13 protein-coding genes are annotated in these 18332 nt (G+C 41.7%); 5 read left to right on the forward strand and 8 right to left on the reverse strand.

Going from position 1 to position 18332, the window contains the following annotated elements:
- The first annotated feature begins 120 nt into the window (after positions 1 to 120).
- Entirely contained in the window at positions 121 to 831 is a 711-nt protein-coding gene (locus ACXAC4_RS23570) for a DUF4097 family beta strand repeat-containing protein (protein ID WP_475166230.1), read from the forward strand.
- 149 nt (positions 832 to 980) lie between these two features.
- Positions 981 to 1307 (forward strand): hypothetical protein, encoded by a 327-nt coding sequence (locus tag ACXAC4_RS23575; RefSeq protein WP_475166233.1) that lies wholly within the window; start codon positions 981 to 983, stop codon positions 1305 to 1307.
- Positions 1308 to 1339: 32 nt separating this feature from the next.
- On the opposite strand, the gene ACXAC4_RS23580 is transcribed toward ACXAC4_RS23575, so the two are convergent.
- The 7 genes from ACXAC4_RS23580 to ACXAC4_RS23610 form a co-directional block, all read right to left on the reverse strand.
- On the reverse strand, positions 1340 to 2788 hold the full coding sequence (locus ACXAC4_RS23580) for a phosphomannomutase (protein WP_475166234.1): 1449 nt from the start codon (positions 2786 to 2788) through the stop codon (positions 1340 to 1342).
- A gap of 45 nt (positions 2789 to 2833) precedes the next feature.
- The gene (locus ACXAC4_RS23585; RefSeq protein ID WP_475166239.1) at positions 2834 to 4252 is read right to left on the reverse strand and encodes a mannose-1-phosphate guanylyltransferase/mannose-6-phosphate isomerase; all 1419 of its coding nucleotides are present in this window, start codon (positions 4250 to 4252) and stop codon (positions 2834 to 2836) included.
- Between the two features lie 77 nt (positions 4253 to 4329).
- On the reverse strand, positions 4330 to 5076 hold the full coding sequence (locus ACXAC4_RS23590; protein WP_475166241.1) for a substrate-binding periplasmic protein: 747 nt from the start codon (positions 5074 to 5076) through the stop codon (positions 4330 to 4332).
- A 1-nt stretch (position 5077) separates the two neighbouring features.
- Positions 5078 to 5980 carry a prenyltransferase gene (locus tag ACXAC4_RS23595; RefSeq protein WP_475166244.1) on the reverse strand — a complete coding sequence of 301 codons (903 nt, stop codon included), beginning with the start codon at positions 5978 to 5980 and terminating at the stop codon, positions 5078 to 5080.
- A 131-nt stretch (positions 5981 to 6111) separates the two neighbouring features.
- Entirely contained in the window at positions 6112 to 8817 is a 2706-nt protein-coding gene (locus ACXAC4_RS23600) for a tetratricopeptide repeat-containing sensor histidine kinase (protein WP_475166245.1), read from the reverse strand.
- Between the two features lie 314 nt (positions 8818 to 9131).
- Positions 9132 to 9995, reverse strand: coding sequence for an AraC family transcriptional regulator (locus ACXAC4_RS23605; RefSeq protein ID WP_475166249.1), 864 nt, complete (start codon positions 9993 to 9995; stop codon positions 9132 to 9134).
- 493 nt (positions 9996 to 10488) lie between these two features.
- Positions 10489 to 11910, reverse strand: coding sequence for a PQQ-dependent sugar dehydrogenase (locus tag ACXAC4_RS23610; protein WP_475166251.1), 1422 nt, complete (start codon positions 11908 to 11910; stop codon positions 10489 to 10491).
- A gap of 87 nt (positions 11911 to 11997) precedes the next feature.
- On the opposite strand from ACXAC4_RS23610, the gene ACXAC4_RS23615 reads away from it, so the two are divergent.
- Positions 11998 to 14082: a TonB-dependent receptor gene (locus tag ACXAC4_RS23615; protein WP_475166255.1), complete on the forward strand. Its 2085-nt coding sequence runs from the start codon at positions 11998 to 12000 to the stop codon at positions 14080 to 14082.
- A gap of 98 nt (positions 14083 to 14180) precedes the next feature.
- On the opposite strand, the gene ACXAC4_RS23620 is transcribed toward ACXAC4_RS23615, so the two are convergent.
- Entirely contained in the window at positions 14181 to 14798 is a 618-nt protein-coding gene (locus ACXAC4_RS23620) for a DUF1579 domain-containing protein (RefSeq protein WP_475166259.1), read from the reverse strand.
- A 9-nt stretch (positions 14799 to 14807) separates the two neighbouring features.
- Between ACXAC4_RS23620 and ACXAC4_RS23625 the strand changes: the two genes are divergently transcribed.
- Entirely contained in the window at positions 14808 to 15545 is a 738-nt protein-coding gene (locus ACXAC4_RS23625; protein ID WP_475166264.1) for a helix-turn-helix transcriptional regulator, read from the forward strand.
- A 168-nt stretch (positions 15546 to 15713) separates the two neighbouring features.
- Complete coding sequence (locus tag ACXAC4_RS23630) at positions 15714 to 18281, forward strand: serine hydrolase (protein ID WP_475166266.1); 2568 nt, start codon at positions 15714 to 15716, stop codon at positions 18279 to 18281.
- Positions 18282 to 18332: the final 51 nt, after the last annotated feature.

The following is an 18332-nucleotide window of genomic DNA, read 5'->3' on the forward strand; positions in this document are numbered from 1 at the left end:
CGCTAAATTGAAAATCACGCTTTACACGAAAACTTACAATTCATTACAAATCAAACACTTGCAAATTGGTCACTATATTGCTTTAACTATAATAACAAAAAAGCACATGTAGGAATTAAGATGCTAAAAACCCTTTTACCTTTAAGCGCAGCGATTTTATTAAGTGGTTGTATTGTTCATGTTAAAAATGGCCCGGGCAGCGCACCTAAGTATTTTGATAATCAACAACTCACTCTAAGTGCCGCAAACCTAAAACTATTAGAAACAGAAGCAGGCGCTGGTAATTTATCTATTGTTGGTAGTGACAGCGCCACTGACATTACCGTAGATGCAGAAATTTTTGCTTACAGCGCTGATGACTTCACACTAACACTAGAAAACAAAGGCAGCAAAGCCGAGCTGGTTGCAAGAGCAAGTAATTCAAATAATTGGCAAGTAAATAGCCCAGGACCTAAAATTAATCTAACTATTACAGTACCGAGTAGCTTGGGTCTGATCATTGACGACGGTTCTGGCAGTATTGATATCAAACAAGTAAGTGGTGACATTGAAATCGACGATGGTTCTGGCAGCATAGAAATCTCAGGTGGTAAGCATATCGAGATTGAAGATGGCTCAGGCAGCATTACCGTAAACAACACGCAGGGCGACCTGAAAGTAGATGATGGCAGCGGCGATATTTATGCTAATGAAGTATTAGGCACAGTCACCATTGACGACGGCTCAGGCAGTATCAGTATAAATGGTGCTGGTGCTTTAGTCATTGAAGACTCAGGTTCAGGCGGTTTGCAAATCAAGAATATCAAGGGCAAAGTTGAGATTGACGAGTAACCAATAAACTTAGCACCAACTCTCTTATACCACCCCTCTTAATTAAGTGAGCTGTTTTGAGGATTGGTATGATTAATCTGGCCATCAGTCGCATTGACTGATGGCCCAATAACAAACAATTAAATATATCAGCGATACAAGGAGCAAGCATGGAAGTTATCATTGAAGTACGTCAAAAGTCAGTGTCAATAAAACAAATCTTAATGGTAGTTGTGTCTATTATTTGTATGGCATTAACCGCTTACATATCATCGTTGTTTATGGCTGACTTTGATAGATTTAATCTGCAAGCAAATGAAAAGCTCGCATTTGTGTTCGGCAGCGCTCTAGCACTCCCTTTAGCAAGCTTAATTATTTCGCAATTATTAATTGAATATCGTGGCCTAAAAAATGCGATTAAAGCTGTATTTTATTCTTCGGTACTGGTTTTAGCAGCTCAAACCCCTGTTGTATTTCAACTTATCAGTAAGGTTTAGCACTTTTTATAGACAGTGTAGCAAAGTGAATGTCACTTCGTTGTTGCTGCCTGTTCAGTTAAATAGCTCAATTTGTTTTTTAAGCAATCCATTAATGTTTCGGCTCTTTTTCCAGAGTCAGACTCAACATAACAGCGCATTTCAGGTGCATTACCTGAACAACGAAAATGCACTATGTCTTTGTTACTCAGAATCAATCGAGTACCGTCAGTATTATCGAACTCAATGACACGATATTTAATATCCAATTCGGCAAGTAAACGTTCTGTATCGCTTTGTAGCGCCTTTAAGAAAGCAAGTCCAACATGAGAAGGCACATGTTCTACTTTGCCACTGGCAGTATAGCGTTTTGGTAAACCCGACATCATTTTAGATATTGGCTGCTTAGCTAGCTGAGCTAAAACAACTAAAATAGGTAATAAGGCATCTCGGGTTGGCAGCGCAGATAATAACTTACCGTCTTCATCAATATCGCTTGCAAGTAAATACCCGCCGTTTGCTTCAAATCCAGCTACTTTTTTGTGCTGCTTTTGTAATTGCACAAATGCTTCAATAACAAACGGAGAGCCTATTTTTGTTCTCGCCACTTGCTGAAAACAACCACTCAACTCAATCGCTGAATTGCAATTAATGGGCACGCTTAGAGCTTCTATTTTTAAAAATTGACTAACAATTAAACCGAGTACATCGCCTCTAAGCCAATTACCACACTCATCCGCCACAAGTGGTCTGTCGCCATCACCATCAGTAGAAATAATGGCATCTAGCTTGAGTTCATTAGCCCAAATTTTGGCTGTTTGCTGATCTTCTTTACTTACCGCTTCGGTGTCGATTGGCACAAAGGTGTCGCTTCTGCCAAGCTCAACAACGGTTGCACCCACTTGCTGGAGTAGTCTGAGGTATAGATCTCGACCTGCACTTGAATGGGTATAAACGCCTATTCGCTTATCTATTAAATTCAGCTCAGAAAAGTAATTTAAATAACGATTGATATAGGTATTTGTCGCTGACTCACATTCAATTAACTCTGGAGCACTAAGTTCATCAGGAAGCGCAATGTATTGACTTAAAATACCTTGCTCATCAAACTTGCTGATCTCGCCTTCTGGGTAATAAAACTTCAAACCATTTCGATCAAACGGAATATGACTGCCTGTTACCATGATACAAGCCTCCCCTCTCTGCATTGCGGCATAGGATAAGGCAGGTGTAGGTAAGACCCCATGAAATTTATAATCCAGACCCAATGCTATTAGACCCGTAGCAACACCTTGGGCCATCTCGTAGCTACTAGGGCGATTATCAATACCAATAGCGACACACAGGTTGTCATCGCTTAATTTATCGCAACGCTTACCATGCTCAATGAAAGCCATTGCGAACGCAACACATACATTTTGCGAAAAATCTTCGGTTAAACCACGCGCACCACTGGTGCCAAATTTAATGGAAGTATTTTGAATGAGCTTTGAGACATTCACTTTTTATGGTGCCTATTAATAACTTTTCTATTGGAAAATAGCGCCTTATTCACGCCCATAATCATCTTCAAAACGAACAATATCACTCTCATCTAAATAGCTACCCGACTGAACTTCTATCAGCTCTAAAGCTGTTTTACCTGGATTTTCAAGGCTATGAAGGGCTGTAATAGGAATATATACAGACTGATTTTCGGTCACATACTGAACCTTGTTATCTATTGTAACTTTAGCTGTGCCACTTACCACCACCCAATGCTCTGCCCTATGGTGATGCATTTGCATTGATAAACGTGCACCTGGATTTACTGTGATCCGCTTTACTAAAAAGCGCTCGCCTTCATCAATGGCATCAAATTTTCCCCAAGGACGAAAGACTTCACGGTGTTGATGAATTTCAGCACGAGATTTTTGTTCTAGCTGAGAAACCACTTGTTTTATCGCTTGAGTATTATTCTTATCAGCAATTAACACTGCATCTTTGGTTTGTACTACCACCACGTCTTTTACACCAACCGTGGCTAATAGTTTATTTTCACTCAGCAACAGGCTATCTTGCGTGTCGATTGCGATCACATCACCACCAATTGCATTTTGCTCATCATCTTTATCAAGTAACTGCCAAAGCGCATCGAAACTGCCTACATCGCTCCATTTAGCTGCCATGGGTATCATCACCACAGCATCATTTTGTTGTGCTGTTAAAGGCTCCATGATCGCATAATCGATTGAATCACTCGGGCAAGCTAGAAAGGCTGAGGCATCTACACGCGTAAAATCTAAATCATCTTGTTGCTTTTGCATGGCGTTAAAACAAGCTTCAAAGATGTCATTGTTAAAACGATTTAGCATGTCTAAATATACTTGGGCTTTAAACATGAAAATACCGCTATTCCATACAAACAGGCCTGATTCAACATACCCCTTTGCAGTTACTTCATCGGGCTTTTCAACAAATTGTTTAACTGTAAAGCCCCTTTCCAAAGGCTGGTCTTTCTGGATGTAACCATAGCCAGTATGCGCAGAGGTAGGTTCGATACCAAAGGTGACTAACTTACCCTCTCCCGCACTCTCTGAGGCCAGTGTTATCGCATTTAAAAACAGTTCAACATCGCCAATATCATGATCGGCAGGCATTACTAACAAAGTTGCATCGGGATTTGTCTCCAATGCTTTGAATGCTGCCAATGCTATCGCGGGCGCTGTATTGCGCCCCTCAGGCTCTAGGATAATAGGAAAGTGCGGTATCTCACTTAATCGAACTTGCTCTGCGGTTAAAAACCTATGCGCTTCGTTACAAATAATAATCGCGGGGTCATGTTCGAGGCCTTTTAATCTCAGCAAAGTTTGTTGCAACAAAGACTGCTCGCCAGTCAAAGGCAAAAACTGTTTGGGGTAATGGGTTCGAGACAAAGGCCACAAACGTGTGCCTGAGCCACCAGCAATAACAACGGGTACGATCATAGTATGGATTTGGCTTTTAGATGAGGTTCACCTCGCCATTTTAAAAGCCTTTGTGCTTAATCGCAAAACCTTAACTTTTAAAGTTTAAATTCGTCGATGAGGGCTAAATTTAATCGTTTATGTTTGTCGAAAGCACGCTGAAATGCGTTGATGACCACATCGGGAACGTCTTTACTAAATGCAAAATAATCTTCGACGGTGTCTAGTAGAAACACCTCATCAAAATCATCGACTTGTAACATTTTTCTATTAATGGCTTTACGTAACCCCGCTCGAGAGATTGCCATTAACTCAACACGTTTAGCCTTAAACATTGCCAGTGCTTGATACATATTGTTTGTTTCTACAATTTGCTGTTCGGCAAAATTAGCATCTAATACGATTTGCTCTGTGGCATCATGGCGTATCACCGCAACCGAATGGCTATGTAGCTCAGATAGCTGCTTGGCTTTGAGTATTTTTCCTTTTTTTGCAATTAATATGTAATCAACAGAATAGATGGGACCTACCCACTTAAATTTATCAGCTCTTTGAACTGTTTTCGACATGGCAAATAAGACGGTTTTTGGCTTGCTGATGATTTCTTTATAACCGCGTGCCCAAGGCACTACTTTTATGGGCTGTGCTTTCATTCCTAATTCTTGCCATATTGCCCGCAGCATTCTCACAGATATCCCTCGCAAAACCTCGCCTTCATAAAATACCGATGGCGGATAATCTTCAGCGTAGTAGGTTAAAGATGTAGGTAAATCTACCTGCTTTTCAGGCTCGGCCCATAAAGAAAATGAAACGCTCAATAAAACAACAAGTAATCGAATATACAAATCAGATAGGCCCGTTTAAAAAGAGTATGACCGACAAAGCAAGAGGCAATAAGTTCGCTGCAACAACGTTTAACGCCATACTTTGGGGATGTTTTGCTATATCATGTTTCAACTTTGCTAATTTAGGAATAGCCAAAAAGTTTAATAGTAAAATAGGCGTCAACCAGATGGCATTAAGAGGCAAGACTGACAAATACAATGCTAAAGCCATAAAAAGTAGTGCCAAAGCTGCTGATACCGAAAAACAGATAATAGCCGCACTCACTGAGTAAGAAATTGCAAAATGCTTACGACCTACTTGTTGATCAGCTTTAATATCAGGTAATTGATTCACTAGCAGTAGGTTATTAATGGTAAAGAAAGGAATAAGCGCTATCAGCAACACTTGCCAGTTCAGTGTTAGTCCTTGTGTAATGTAGCTGCCCAATACCATCAGTAATGCAAACCCTAAGCCCGGTGATATTAAACATAACCAAGGGTGTCGATTTAAGGTGTTTGTGTAAGTAACTATAACTGCAATCCCCAGTAAACCTATCATCAACATAGGCAAACCGAAGCGATACACAAAATAAATACCAATAAGAAACAAGCTACCTAATGCCAGTTGGAAAAGACTTAAAACTGACTTTTCCAATGCACTATTTTGCTTAAGTAAGCCACTACCGCCACTAAATGGTGTTCGCTCAGTGATTAAATCTAAGCCGCTATGAAAGTCTTGATACTCGTTTAGTGTATTCACTGCAACCGCAGACAACACAGACCCCATGCAGGCTAAAAGAAAATGCCAGCCATGAAACTCTGAACCATGATATTGCGCAATCGCATTACCTAAAAGCACATACAGCGGTGCTAAGAGCAAGAAAGGTGGCCGTGTACTTGGTAATGCTGAGATAAAGTTTTTCATGACTTGCCCAGTTAAGAACTAGAGTACTTAGATTAGCAAGTTTCTTTTTGTGAACATTGATTTAGCACAAGTTAATCAATAGCAGAGGTACAATGAAGCAATCAAAGCCTAGTAGCATCCTATTTAAACATTTATACAAGTAATTTCTCATGCACCTTTTCGACTGTGAATCTAAACTTTGCCCCGCCAAGTTCAGAGCGCTCACAATTGATTTCTCCACCCAACACCTGTGATACAAGGTTAAACACAATATTAAGCCCAAGACCAACATGACCTCTGTGACGCGCTAGTGTGTAGAAAGGGTTGAATATCTTCGTTAATTCGTTTTCAGCCACACCAATGCCGTTATCTTCAACCAACACCTCATAAAAGTTATTACGCTCATAACAAGACACTTTAATACTCAACTGACCATTCGGTTCGGCATGATTAATGGCGTTACTGATCAACAACTCCAAGACTTGCATTAACGGATCACTATAAGTAGTAATATTCCCGCCAAATACCCCAAGAAGCTCAACATGCTTGGGGGCTCCAGATGCTTGCCAAGCAGTTTTAAACGCAGCATTAACCAAAGCAGCAAAGCTTTCACTTGCTCGTCCTTCGCCTCGCTCTGAGACAGAGACTCGCTTAAATTGTTCAACCAAAGCGGAGGTGCGATTAACACCGCTAAATATTAGGTCCCCACTTTCAACCAGGACCTTAAAGCCTTCGGTTAGTTCTGCTTTAGTAATCTTATTTTCTTGTATCTTGGCATCAAGTTGCTGTAATTCAGCATGTAAATGAGTCACTGCCATCATTGCGGTACCAAGCGGTGTATTGAGCTCATGTGCAAGCCCTGCAACTAAAGAGCCCAAAGCGGCCATTTTTTCAGCTTCGACCAAACTTTGTTGCGTTGCTTTTAAGTCATTCAGTGCAGCCACCAAGTCTTGGGTTCTTTGCTGTACTCTTTGCTCTAACTCAGTATTTAACACAACCAAGTCAGCCTCTTGCTGCTTCAAAATGGTGATATCATGCTGGATCCCAGCCACTCTTAAAGGTCGTCCTTCGGAGTCAGTCTCTACGACTTTGCCTTTATCTTGTACCCACGCCCACTCACCAGCTTTATTTTTTACACGATATGCAACTTCAAAAGCCTCTTCTCGCTGATTTTTTATTGATTCCAAATGCGCTGTCAGGCGGTGAAAATCATCTTGATGCACATGGGCCTTTAAGTTTTGCCATGTTGGATCTACTTTTCCATCGGGTAATGCACTCAAGTCGTCAGCATTCTCTCTCGATACGGTTTGAGCTTTTAAGTCCCAGCTCCATAACACATCACCACTCGCCCAAAGTGCCAAACTTAGCTTTTGCTCTTTTTCGGCTATTTCTGATTGGCTTTGTTTAACTAATTTCAGCTCTCGTTTATTTACCCTTTGTCTATATAAGTACCAAAGCAACAACACAAAACTCATTACTGCGAGCATCAATAAATTTCTTTTGCTGATTTTGTTATTTAATTCTGATTCGGTTAGTTTGGCTTGCTGCTTCACAAACTCCAAGTTGCGCTTGGTTTCTTCAATTTGGTTCTGCACAACAAGCATTTCGACACGCTGCTGACTATTTAAATCAAATAATTTGTCTTTGCTCTGTCTAAAAGTAACTTGCATATCATACGCAGAGCGAAAGTCCCCAATATTGGCATACACTTGAGATAACAATTCATAGGCTTTAAACAACACCACGTTTTTCTGTGCTTTTTGGGCGTACTCAATCGCTTCTTTTAACAGAGATACCGCCGACTGATACTGTTGAGTTTGCATCGCTAAGTTAGCCTGCTCCACTAATCCTTCAGCTATGCGAGATGCAGAGTTTCGTTTTCGGTAGGTTTCCATAGCCATCGCTAAAATGCGTTCAGCATCTTCATAACGCTTCTCGGTGATCGCTACCCGTCCTAAGTACAAATTGGTTGAGCCTAGTAGCATGCGGTTGTTTAATTTATTCGCCAACTCCTCAGCTTTTGCTAAGTAAGATTTTGCTGTTGCTAAATCTCCAGCTAATCGGTGGGTTTCACCCAAATTATTAAATGAATACACCATACCGCGCTCATAGCCGATATCACGTTTGAGTTCAAGCGATTTGGTATGCATCTCAATGGCTTCTTGGTATTTTCCGAGGTCTTTATAAACAATGGCGGTGTTATTAAAAGCAATGGCTAAACTTTTCTTATTGCCTACTTTTCTTTGTCCTTCAATCGTTTGTAATTGATAACTTAACGCGTTATCTAAATCCCCTATCGACCGATAAATTGAGCCAATTCGACCTAAGGTGTGAACAACCCCCCTTTCGAGATCGATCGCTTTATAGTTTTCTTTGGCATTCAATAACCATTCAAAGGCGCGAGTAAATTTTGCCTGAGAGAAATAGGTCATGCCTATGGCGCTTTGTGTATCTGCCAGCAACTTGTAATCGCCTTTATGTTCAATCATAGACAAAACATTAAAGCGATCGGTTAAAGCCAAATCGCTATTTGACTGCTCTTCATAGATGGTTGCACGTTGCAACAAAGCTTCAATAGTCACATCCGATAAACCTGCGCTGGTCGATTCATTGATCACAGTATCAAGCAAGATTAATGCATCTCGACGATTACCAATAAAGTTAAGCGCAACCCCCTGCCATAAATGCAGGTATAGCTTCTCTTTCGGAAATTGATTAAGGGGTAAGTTAGGCTTAAGTGACTCAGCGAGTGAAAGTGCCGTTCTCGCATCAATAAAAGCTTGTGATCGCATATATTGATTTAAAAGCACTAATTGTTCATGTCCTTTTGCAGCTTTTACTTCCTCAGTGCTGGGCACATCAGCCCTCACAAAAAAGCTCATCGTAAAGAAAAAGACGAGTAAACAATAGCGCATTGATTGACTCTTAAAACCATGAACATAGTCAAAGTGTAGAGCCTAATTGGTAGGTTCGCGAATCTATAACCATTAATTAGTAATGCAAAATCAGCAACAACACATTAAGGCGTGTTGTTGCTCATCCATGCATGTTTTATCAATGTATAACTCAGATAAAAAAGTAGGCATGACGATAATATTAAATACCCAAAGCTCAAGGTTAAACTGCCAGAAACATCAGCTATCCAAAGCTGTAACTCAAATAAAGTCATCTTTTACCCCTGAAGCGGCAAATAGATATCAGTGATGAGGTCACACTCATCGACTTGATGTACAAAATTATGATATTCGAAAAAACAGCAATGGTCGCTTGGTAGTTCACCACTTTGAGGAAGCCACTGCTGGTAAAGCCAGCGTATCGTTTGCTCCATGTTATCGTGACTGCCTAAGTGCCTGACTTTAGCGCTGCGCATGTGTGGAATAATCCCATTTTCGACACCAAATACGTTATCAGGTACGACAGCATTTACTGAACCACACAGCTTAAATCGAAATGCATCTTCAGTCATAGTTTCAGGGTCACCATTTGGCATACCAAATGTTCGACTCGAATTGAGTGGCGATAGCCCGCTATTTTTTCGCCACGCAATGAATTGCCCAGCTGTTTCGAAGATGCGATTTGCTGCACCTTTATGCTCTAAAAACGCGATGTTAGTTTGCTCAAAGTTGATAATGTCTACTTGCATGATTTGTTGCTCTATTGGTTGCGGTGAAAAATCAAATACGTCATACCAACTAGGCCAATTTGCAGCTTGTCTAAACTTTGAAGGACTTTGCTCAAACGTACGCTTAAAGGCGCGAGAAAACGCTTCAGCACTGTCAAACTTCGCTTCTAGTGCAATATCAATAATTTTAATATCGCGCTCAAACGCTAAGCGAAAAGATGCCCGCTTTAATCGCGCCAGCAAAATATACTTGCCCACATTTACACCCATAAACACCATAAATACGCGATGAAAATGAAATTTAGATAAAGCAGCAACATCGCTAAGCACACTCACCGTTAATTCATCATCTAAGTGTTGATTGATGTAATTGCAAACCAGCGAAATACGTTGCTGTAATAGATTGCTTTGCATAAAGCGCCTATGTGTTAGTAAAACTGCAGACAAGCTTAATCATACAGCAAACGCTTTACTTGACCGAAATTGCTGTATGTTCAATGTTTTAAATCAAAGCAAGAAATTAAAGATGATGTCGTGAGGTTTGAATCTGAATCAAAGTGTATGTAAAGGGGCTTTACGGTGATGTTCGTGTTGAGAGCAACCCGACATAAAGTCGGTGCTACCGCGCAAAAATACCGGTAGCAGCGAATTTATTTCGCGTCTTCTTTGTGAAGGTTTAACTAGGCGTAAAGTCGGTGCTACCGCACAAAATACCGGTAGCAGCGAATTTATTTCGCGTCTTTTCTGTGAAGGTTTAACCCGACGAAAAGTCGGTGATACCGAGCAAAATACCGGTAGCAGCGAATTTATTTCGCGTCTTCTTTGTGAAGGCTTTTACCCGACGTAAAGTCGGTGCTACCGAGTAAAACAACGGTAGCAGCGAATTTATTTCGCGTCTTATGAAGACTTATTTAGGCGCGATTGCAATGATCTTACTTTGATTCGCATTACGGTCATTAATGGTTAAATAAATCTCACCATTGGGTGCAGTCACGACATCGCGAATACGACCTAGACCTTTTAAGATGATTTCATCTTCTGTGACTTTGCCGTTTTCAATTCGCAAGCGGTGCAATTGCTTCTTCGCCAAACTGCCGACAAATAAGTCGCCCTGCCAATGTTTAAACTTGTTGCCCGTGTAGAAATTCATACCCGCAACCGCAATAGATGGCGTCCACTGGTGCACAGGTAGTTGCATACCAGGTAAGTCAGTATGCGGCGTAATAGGCGTGCCATTATAGTTCATACCATACGTCACTTTTGGCCAACCATAGTTAGTGCCCTTAGTGATCAGATTTAATTCGTCACCACCACGCGGACCGTGCTCTGTAGACCACAGCGCTCCAGTTTTAGGGTGTAACGTTAAGCCTTGCGGGTTACGGTTGCCGTAGGTCCAGATGGTTTGTTGCGCACCTTTTTCGTTATAAAACGGGTTATCTTTTGGCACACGACCGTCTTTGAAAATACGGTGCACTTTACCGTTTTGCGTGGTGATGTCTTGGGCGCCATCTTGAAGCCCTTCGTCACCATTGGTAAAGAATAAGTAATCGCCTTTAATGGCAAAACGAGATCCAAAGTGCCAACCGCGATTTTGATGATTTTCTGGTTTGGCTTCAAATAAGGTTTGCTGATCTATCCACTCACCATTTTTAATTTTTCCGCGCACAATGGCTGTAAACGCCACTTCTTGGCCTTGGCTGTTTTTTCCTGCATCTTTACTATACGACAAGTAAATCCAACCATTGTTTTTATAATCTGGATCAGGGTAAACATCTAACAGCCCACCTTGACGCTTATGCCATACTTTAGGCGTGCCCTTAATATGTGTTTTTTTACCACCTTTGGTCATGTGCCAAAGCTCGCCTTCGCGTAAGGTATAAAGCAAACTGCCGTCAGGTAAAAAATCCATTGCCCAGATGATGCCATCACTTTTGGTCACTTCTTTGGTTGTCACCTTGTGGTAATCCGTATTAAACGACTTGCCCATTTGCGATTCTGGCTGTTTCGCTTGCTTTGCTTTTGCACCTGCTTCACGAATATATACAACCAGAGTACGAATTTGCTCTTCATTCAACGTCGCGCCAAACGCTGGCATCCCCGCCGAAACAATACCGTTTTTAATGGCATTCGCCAGCGCAGTATCTGTGCCTTCTGTCATCCACTGGTTATCAATTAAAGAACCAGCCATGCCACCAGTTAACTCTTGACCATGGCACGACGCACAGGTTGTTTTAAATAGCTGTTCAACGTTCTGGTTATTAGCATGCGAGGCCATGCTCAACATACAAGCTGCACTTAACAGCGTGGTTTTAAACACTTTTTGATACATAATTTTGCTCGACGGTAGATCGTGTTTTGAATTTATTCAGTATAATGAGGCACTTTTATAATTATCGTCAAGTTGCGATAAAGGAACATGTCTGTGCGAGAAACGTTTAAATTTTCTATTTTGTCTTTGGCTCTTTTAAGTTGCGCGAGCATCAGTTTTCAGGCCTTATCAAGCGCCAATGATAAAGACATCGAAACCCTAGTCACCACCGCCAACCGCACACAAACCCAGCATTTAGACTTGATTGGTAACACCAATAAAATTACCAAACAAAGCATTGAGCAAAGCAACGCAGAGCATTTAAACCAATTGCTAAGCCAAGCATCTAGCACTTGGTTAAGTCGTGGTAACGGACAAGAATCATTGTTATCGGTGCGTTCACCTGTTTTAACCGGCGCAGGCTCGTGTGCTGAGTTTTTAACGCTTGAAAATGGTATTAGCTTGCGCGCGCCAGGCTTTTGTAACGTAAACCAATTATTCGACACCCACTTTGAGCTTGCAGATAACATCGAAGTGGTGAAAGGCGCGAATTCATCTCGCTACGGCTCAAATGCCATTCATGGCACCATCAACGTATTTAGCCCAAGTTTATATGCAACGCCTATGGTGAGCGTAGAATTAGGTGAAGATAGCTTTTATCGTGTAAATGGCCTTTACAGCCAGCAAACAGAAGCGCTCGATACTTTAGTGGGCTTAACACTTACCTCAGATGGCGGCTTTCAAGATAGTTCGGGCTACGAACAACAAAAACTCTCATTGGCGGCTTCGCACAGTTTAGGTGATTGGCAAACTACCCACAGAGTGACGCTGACCAACTTAGAGCAAAATACAGCAGGCTATTTGCAGCGTGGCGAAAACGCCTATCAAGATAAATCATTGCTGCGTATTAATGACTTTCCAGATGCATATCGAAACAGTTTGTCGATGCGCTACGCCATGTTTAACACCTTAAATACGCCAAATGCAGCCTGGCAGGTTAATCCATATTTACGCCATACAGATATGGACTTTTTAATGCACTTTTTACCGGGCACACCTGTCGAAGAAAATGGCCATTCGAGTATTGGTTTACAAGTACGTCGCGCAAGTCAGCTATCTGATATGTTCAGTTTAACGCTTGGCTCTGACATCGACATCACTCGCGGCTTTTTAAAACAAAACCAAGCTAACGACACCGAATCAAACTCTGCGTTTCTACGTGGCGTATTACCGAAAGGAAAGCACTATGATTATGACATTGATGCGCTAAGTTTTGCCACTTACGCTCAGCTCGACGTCAAAATCTCAGACGAACACAATGCCTTTGCCGCACTACGTTACGATAACACCGACTACGATTACCAAAACAATTTAAGCAATGGTAATTTAAAAGACGATGGCACAGCCTGTGGCTTCGGGGGATGTCGTTATACTCGCCCTGCAAGTCAAAGTAACCAATTTGACGATATCAGTTATGCACTTGGCTACAGCTATAAAATTGATAAACAAACACGACTATTCGCCAAACATGATCAAAGCTTCAGAGCCCCCCATACCAGCGAATTATACCGCCTACAGAACGGTCAGCTCACCAGCGATGTAAAAAGTGTCAAAGCCAGACAAACTGAAGCCGGTGTTCGATATGTAGATAGAGACCTCTTTGCTGAGCTCTCGGTTTATCATTTAAAGAAAAAAGACGGCATTTACCAAGACGCCGACCGCCAATATTTAAACGGTCTAGATACCGAACACCAAGGCATTGAGTTTGCACTTAACCGCCAAGTAACGCGTACCATTAGTACAAAACTGGCCTTTAGCTATAGCGAGCACACTTATTTAAATAACCCAACTAATGGTGCTCAAATCAAGGGAAACGACATAGATACCTCGCCAAAACTATTACTTAACCTGCAGATCAATTGGCAAGTTACACGAACTATCATGGCTCAGTTAGAACGCCAGCAAATAGACGACTACTTTTTAGATGCTGCCAATACACAAAGCTATGCAGGCCATAAAATTTATAATCTGCGAGCCGACTGGCAAATTAACCCACAGTTAAGCGCGTCATTTGCGATGATGAACCTCACTGACGAGCGCTACGCAGAGCGTGCAGATTTTGCCTTTGGCAATCATCGCTACTTTGTTGGTGAGCCGAGAAATATGAGCTTAAAATTAAAATACGCTTTTTAAAGCGATAATTTAGCCCTAAGCTCAAAGGTGAACCCAAGCAAAGTGTTTTCGCGTGAGTCCACTTTCTAAAAGGCAGTGATAGTTGAAATCTATGCTGACTATTGAGGAATAAAACTCATAGTCCAATTTGTTTCCCAACTTTTTCCCTCATCAAATGAAAATGCTTGCGCCCATTTAGGGTTGTTTGGCGTGCTAGCGTCCCACTGAAATCTTACTTTGGTTTTTCTACCCTTGATGACTTCATCGGCATAGAAAAGGCCAATGTTATTTTTAAACGAACCAACCACAGGCGTATCCACCTTACCTGGGAAGCGACCATCTAACCACCAAATAGACCAAAGGCCAGTTTGAGCATTAAATGCTCTCATTGCCACAGCACGAAAGGCACCATCAGGAAAGTACAATAGGTTATCTTCAACGTTCCCTGCTCCACCTAGAATGTGTGAAGTTGAAGAAAGCCCCTCAAATTCAACCCAACACTTGTCTTCGCTAAACATATTGTCTAGGCGCTTATGATGCACACGCCAGTTGCCTATGACAAAATCAAAATCCTGCGCCCCTGCTACATCTGCTTGCACGCCTACACCATTTTTACTCGCTTGTTGCTCTGTCATTTGTTGCTCCATCAAATAATTAAATTGCAAGTTGGCACTTTGAAAACTGATAAAAGCACCAAGAATGAGTAGCTTATTAACTTGGGTGACATTTTGTGTCATATTTAATATATGGAAAGAGCAAAAACCCAAAGCCACCTTGAAAGGCTAGACAGATTAGCAAGCATGCTAAAGTCCGAAGACTTTCTGACAACGAAAGATTTATCAGACGCTTTGAATGTATCGACACGTACACTATTTCGCGATCTCAATATTCTCAAAGCGCGTGGTATGCCAATTGATACTGACAAAGGCAGAGGCGGCGGTGTGCGGCTTCATCGACAATGGGGGCTCGGAAAAATCAATCTCACCTCAAGTGAGACAATAGATTTACTGATCAGTATCGCCATTTGCGAAAAGATGAACTCGCCCTTGTTTATGAAAAGCCTGCACTCTATTCGCTACAAATTATTGGCTTTGTTGTCTCCAGATCAAAAAGCCAATATTAAAGCTCTGAGAAATCGCGTGCTCATTGGTAGTTCAGCCTCACCGCAAGTTCATGCCTCTTATGAACAATCACAGTTTCCTGAATGTCATGCGTTAAGTGCTGCATTTTTATATCAGCAACCAATCAACATCAGCTATATAGATGAAAAAAAGACGGTCACCGAGCGACTAATAGAACCTCACTATTTATACTTTAACTACCCGGTGTGGTATGTATTTGCTTGGGATCATTTAAGGCAAGATTATCGCACTTTTCGAATTGACCGCATTCAAGATTCAAACGTCATAGAAGAAACATTTGTTTTGCGGCCTTTCGTTGAGTTTTCACACCTAATCGCAACCGACAGCCCAATATTACTGTAAAAGTCGGGCTTTACTTAGTCTTTGCACCGCTAGTCCAATTACTCACAAAGAGTGTTGAAAAGTGTTTAAAGGTGTACCTTTAAAAATACATTTTCGCGCAACTTAACAACAGTTTATTACCCCTCATACCTCTAAACTAAACGCTCATTTCATCAAGGGATATAAAAAATGTCAGTCAAATTGTTTTCTCGTACACCCATTGCAACCGCACTTTTCGCCACCCTAGTACTAAGCGGATGTTCTAGTGACAAAGATACGCGCACCGAACTGCAAAAAGCCGAAGGCGTATGGAATAAAACCGCTTACGGCGCCGTGTTAGACATTCAAGATAACAAAGTAAGTGCTTATGAATACAATACATTTGGTTGTATTAAAGTGAACCAATTAAGTCATGAACAAGCCAATAAAGAATTCATCGCTGAACTTAAATCGACAGATACCACATTAAGCTTGCTAGAAAAAGGCGAAATTCATGCGCAAACCTATACCACAAATAAAACCCTACCAGCGCTGTGTAATACACCGATTAATGTCACTGAGGACGCAAGTCCTAACCAAGTCTTTGAGTATTTTTGGCATGCCTTTAACGACTACTATGCCTTCTTTGAGTTAAGAGGCGTTGATTGGTCACAGCAATATGTAAAATTTAAACCGCAAATTAGTGACGACATGACTGACGAAGCACTATTCAGCACACTCGCGGCGATGGTTGCACCATTAAAAGACGGACACGTGAATATCTGGGCCAAAGATGCCAACTTTTATGTCGGTAAAGATAGCCCTTTTATGAAAGCCGCAGTCGGTATTCAAGGAAACTTTTTAAGAGCAGTCGAGCAAACCAGTTTAGATGACGTATTTAATACCATGCTTGGCCATTATACTGAAATTAGCAAAGCTTACTTACAACCTGACAACATGTCGCAATTTCCTGCGCAGAGTGATTTTCCGACCTTACTTTGGGGCAAAACCGCTGACAACGTCGGGGTTATTGTACTCAATAACTTAGAGAGCTTTAGCGACACCGAAGATGCCACCGCCGAAGTGCAACTGACAGCTGCAGAAACATTACTCGATAAAGTAATGGCGCAATTAAAAGACACTGATGGCCTCATTTTAGATATACGTAATAATCAAGGTGGACACGATGCCATCGCCTTAGAAGTTGCCAACTATTTTGCAGATAAAACCGTACTCGCAGTTAATAAACAAGCAGTGACACCTGCTGGCATGGGCGTACCAGTTAGATATCAAGTACTTAAAAATGACAGCGCTTATACGAACCCAGTTTACTTGCTAACCAGTCAAATGACTGTCAGTGCAGGTGAAGTGCTGGCTATGACTTTAGAACAGTTCGACCATGTTCATACTGTTGGCGAACCAACCTCAGGCGCACTGTCTGACATATTAACGTTTACGCTGCCAAATGGCTGGGAGATCGGCCTTTCAAACGAAGTGTATCGCAACGCTCAAGGCAAAGCATTTGAATTAACAGGTATTGAGCCTAAGCATGCACAGAGCGCTTTCTCAGTTCATTCATTCGACGAAGCACGCTTTTCAAGTTATGACTTTGCGCTTGAGCAACTGAACAAACACACTCACCCAACACTTGCAGTAGATGAATTCGAAACCGCACTTGAGCAATTACAAACCAAAGGTCATATTCCCAGCATTGCAGTAGGCGTAATTCATGACGGCAAAGTGGTTTATCAAAATGGTTTTGGGATCGCAGATGAAAGCGGTACCCCAGTGACAGCAGATAGTCGCTTTTACCTTGCTTCAGTCAGTAAAACATTGCTGGGAGCCACACTGGCTCATGCGGAAGGTCAAGGACAGATTAAATTAGATAAAAACATCGCACCACTGCTGCCGTTTTCAATTGATAACCCGACTTCTGATAAACCCATTACCCTAAGACATTTGATCACCCACAGCAGTGGTATTCTCGACAATAACGCCGTCTATTTGTGCAGCTACTATTTACGTGACAACCACAGCAGCTTAATGAACTTATTGGCACAGAATAACAACTGCCCGCAAGTGATTGACCCTGATATGCCTCGCTTTTTCGAAAATTATTTGTCAGCTCAAGGCGACTATTATTTTAATGAAAACTTTAGCAGCCAATTTGGACTCACGCCGGGTGATGCCTCTATTTATTCTAATGTTGGCGCAGCATTGGCGGGCTATATACTTGAACAAGATAGTCAGCAAAGCCTACCTAGCTTGAGCCAAAAAACGGTGTTTGGCCCACTTAATATGCACAACACAGAATGGGCCATCGACAAACCTCAAAAGCCCATTGTTAAGCGAGCTGGATTTAGCCCACAAACCGGCGAATTATTCACTCTGCCCGATTACGGCTCTGTCACATACAGCGATGGTAATGCAGTCTCGAGCGTGAAAGACTTGAGTCAGTTTTTGCTTGCCAGTATCCATGAAGGCAAAATCGGTGATGAACAAATACTTGACCAAAACGCCGTTAAAAACATGCTATCGATACAATATGATCCTGCTCAAACCGTGCTCCACCATGGATACTTTTGGAATATCGACCAGCAGTTTATTTCTCATGGCGGCACCGACTTTGGTGTTCGAAATAAAATATTTGCCGACCTAAAACGTAAAAACGGCTTTGTTTTATTGACCAACGCCGATGCGTTTAACGAAAACAGCGAACAAACATTTGCAGAAATAGAAGCGTTAGTAAGAACCTTTGCTAATGGTTACGAAGAGTAGATAGAAATACTACCTAAATAGAGCGTAAAGCCCCTTTACGCTCTTTATACT

It is taken from the genome of Pseudoalteromonas sp. AWM4_233, from assembly GCF_056158285.1.

What these genes read in the sequence shown, in the direction of transcription:
- ACXAC4_RS23595 (WP_475166244.1), bottom strand. Translation starts at nt 5,980, where the DNA reads ATGAAAAACTTTATCTCAGCATTACCAAGTACACGGCCACCTTTCTTG.
- ACXAC4_RS23605 (WP_475166249.1), bottom strand. Translation starts at nt 9,995, where the DNA reads ATGCAAAGCAATCTATTACAGCAACGTATTTCGCTGGTTTGCAATTAC.
- ACXAC4_RS23630 (WP_475166266.1), top strand. Translation starts at nt 15,714, where the DNA reads ATGTCAGTCAAATTGTTTTCTCGTACACCCATTGCAACCGCACTTTTC.
- ACXAC4_RS23575 (WP_475166233.1), top strand. Translation starts at nt 981, where the DNA reads ATGGAAGTTATCATTGAAGTACGTCAAAAGTCAGTGTCAATAAAACAA.
- ACXAC4_RS23570 (WP_475166230.1), top strand. Translation starts at nt 121, where the DNA reads ATGCTAAAAACCCTTTTACCTTTAAGCGCAGCGATTTTATTAAGTGGT.
- ACXAC4_RS23625 (WP_475166264.1), top strand. Translation starts at nt 14,808, where the DNA reads ATGGAAAGAGCAAAAACCCAAAGCCACCTTGAAAGGCTAGACAGATTA.
- ACXAC4_RS23585 (WP_475166239.1), bottom strand. Translation starts at nt 4,252, where the DNA reads ATGATCGTACCCGTTGTTATTGCTGGTGGCTCAGGCACACGTTTGTGG.
- ACXAC4_RS23620 (WP_475166259.1), bottom strand. Translation starts at nt 14,798, where the DNA reads ATGACACAAAATGTCACCCAAGTTAATAAGCTACTCATTCTTGGTGCT.
- ACXAC4_RS23615 (WP_475166255.1), top strand. Translation starts at nt 11,998, where the DNA reads ATGTCTGTGCGAGAAACGTTTAAATTTTCTATTTTGTCTTTGGCTCTT.
- ACXAC4_RS23610 (WP_475166251.1), bottom strand. Translation starts at nt 11,910, where the DNA reads ATGTATCAAAAAGTGTTTAAAACCACGCTGTTAAGTGCAGCTTGTATG.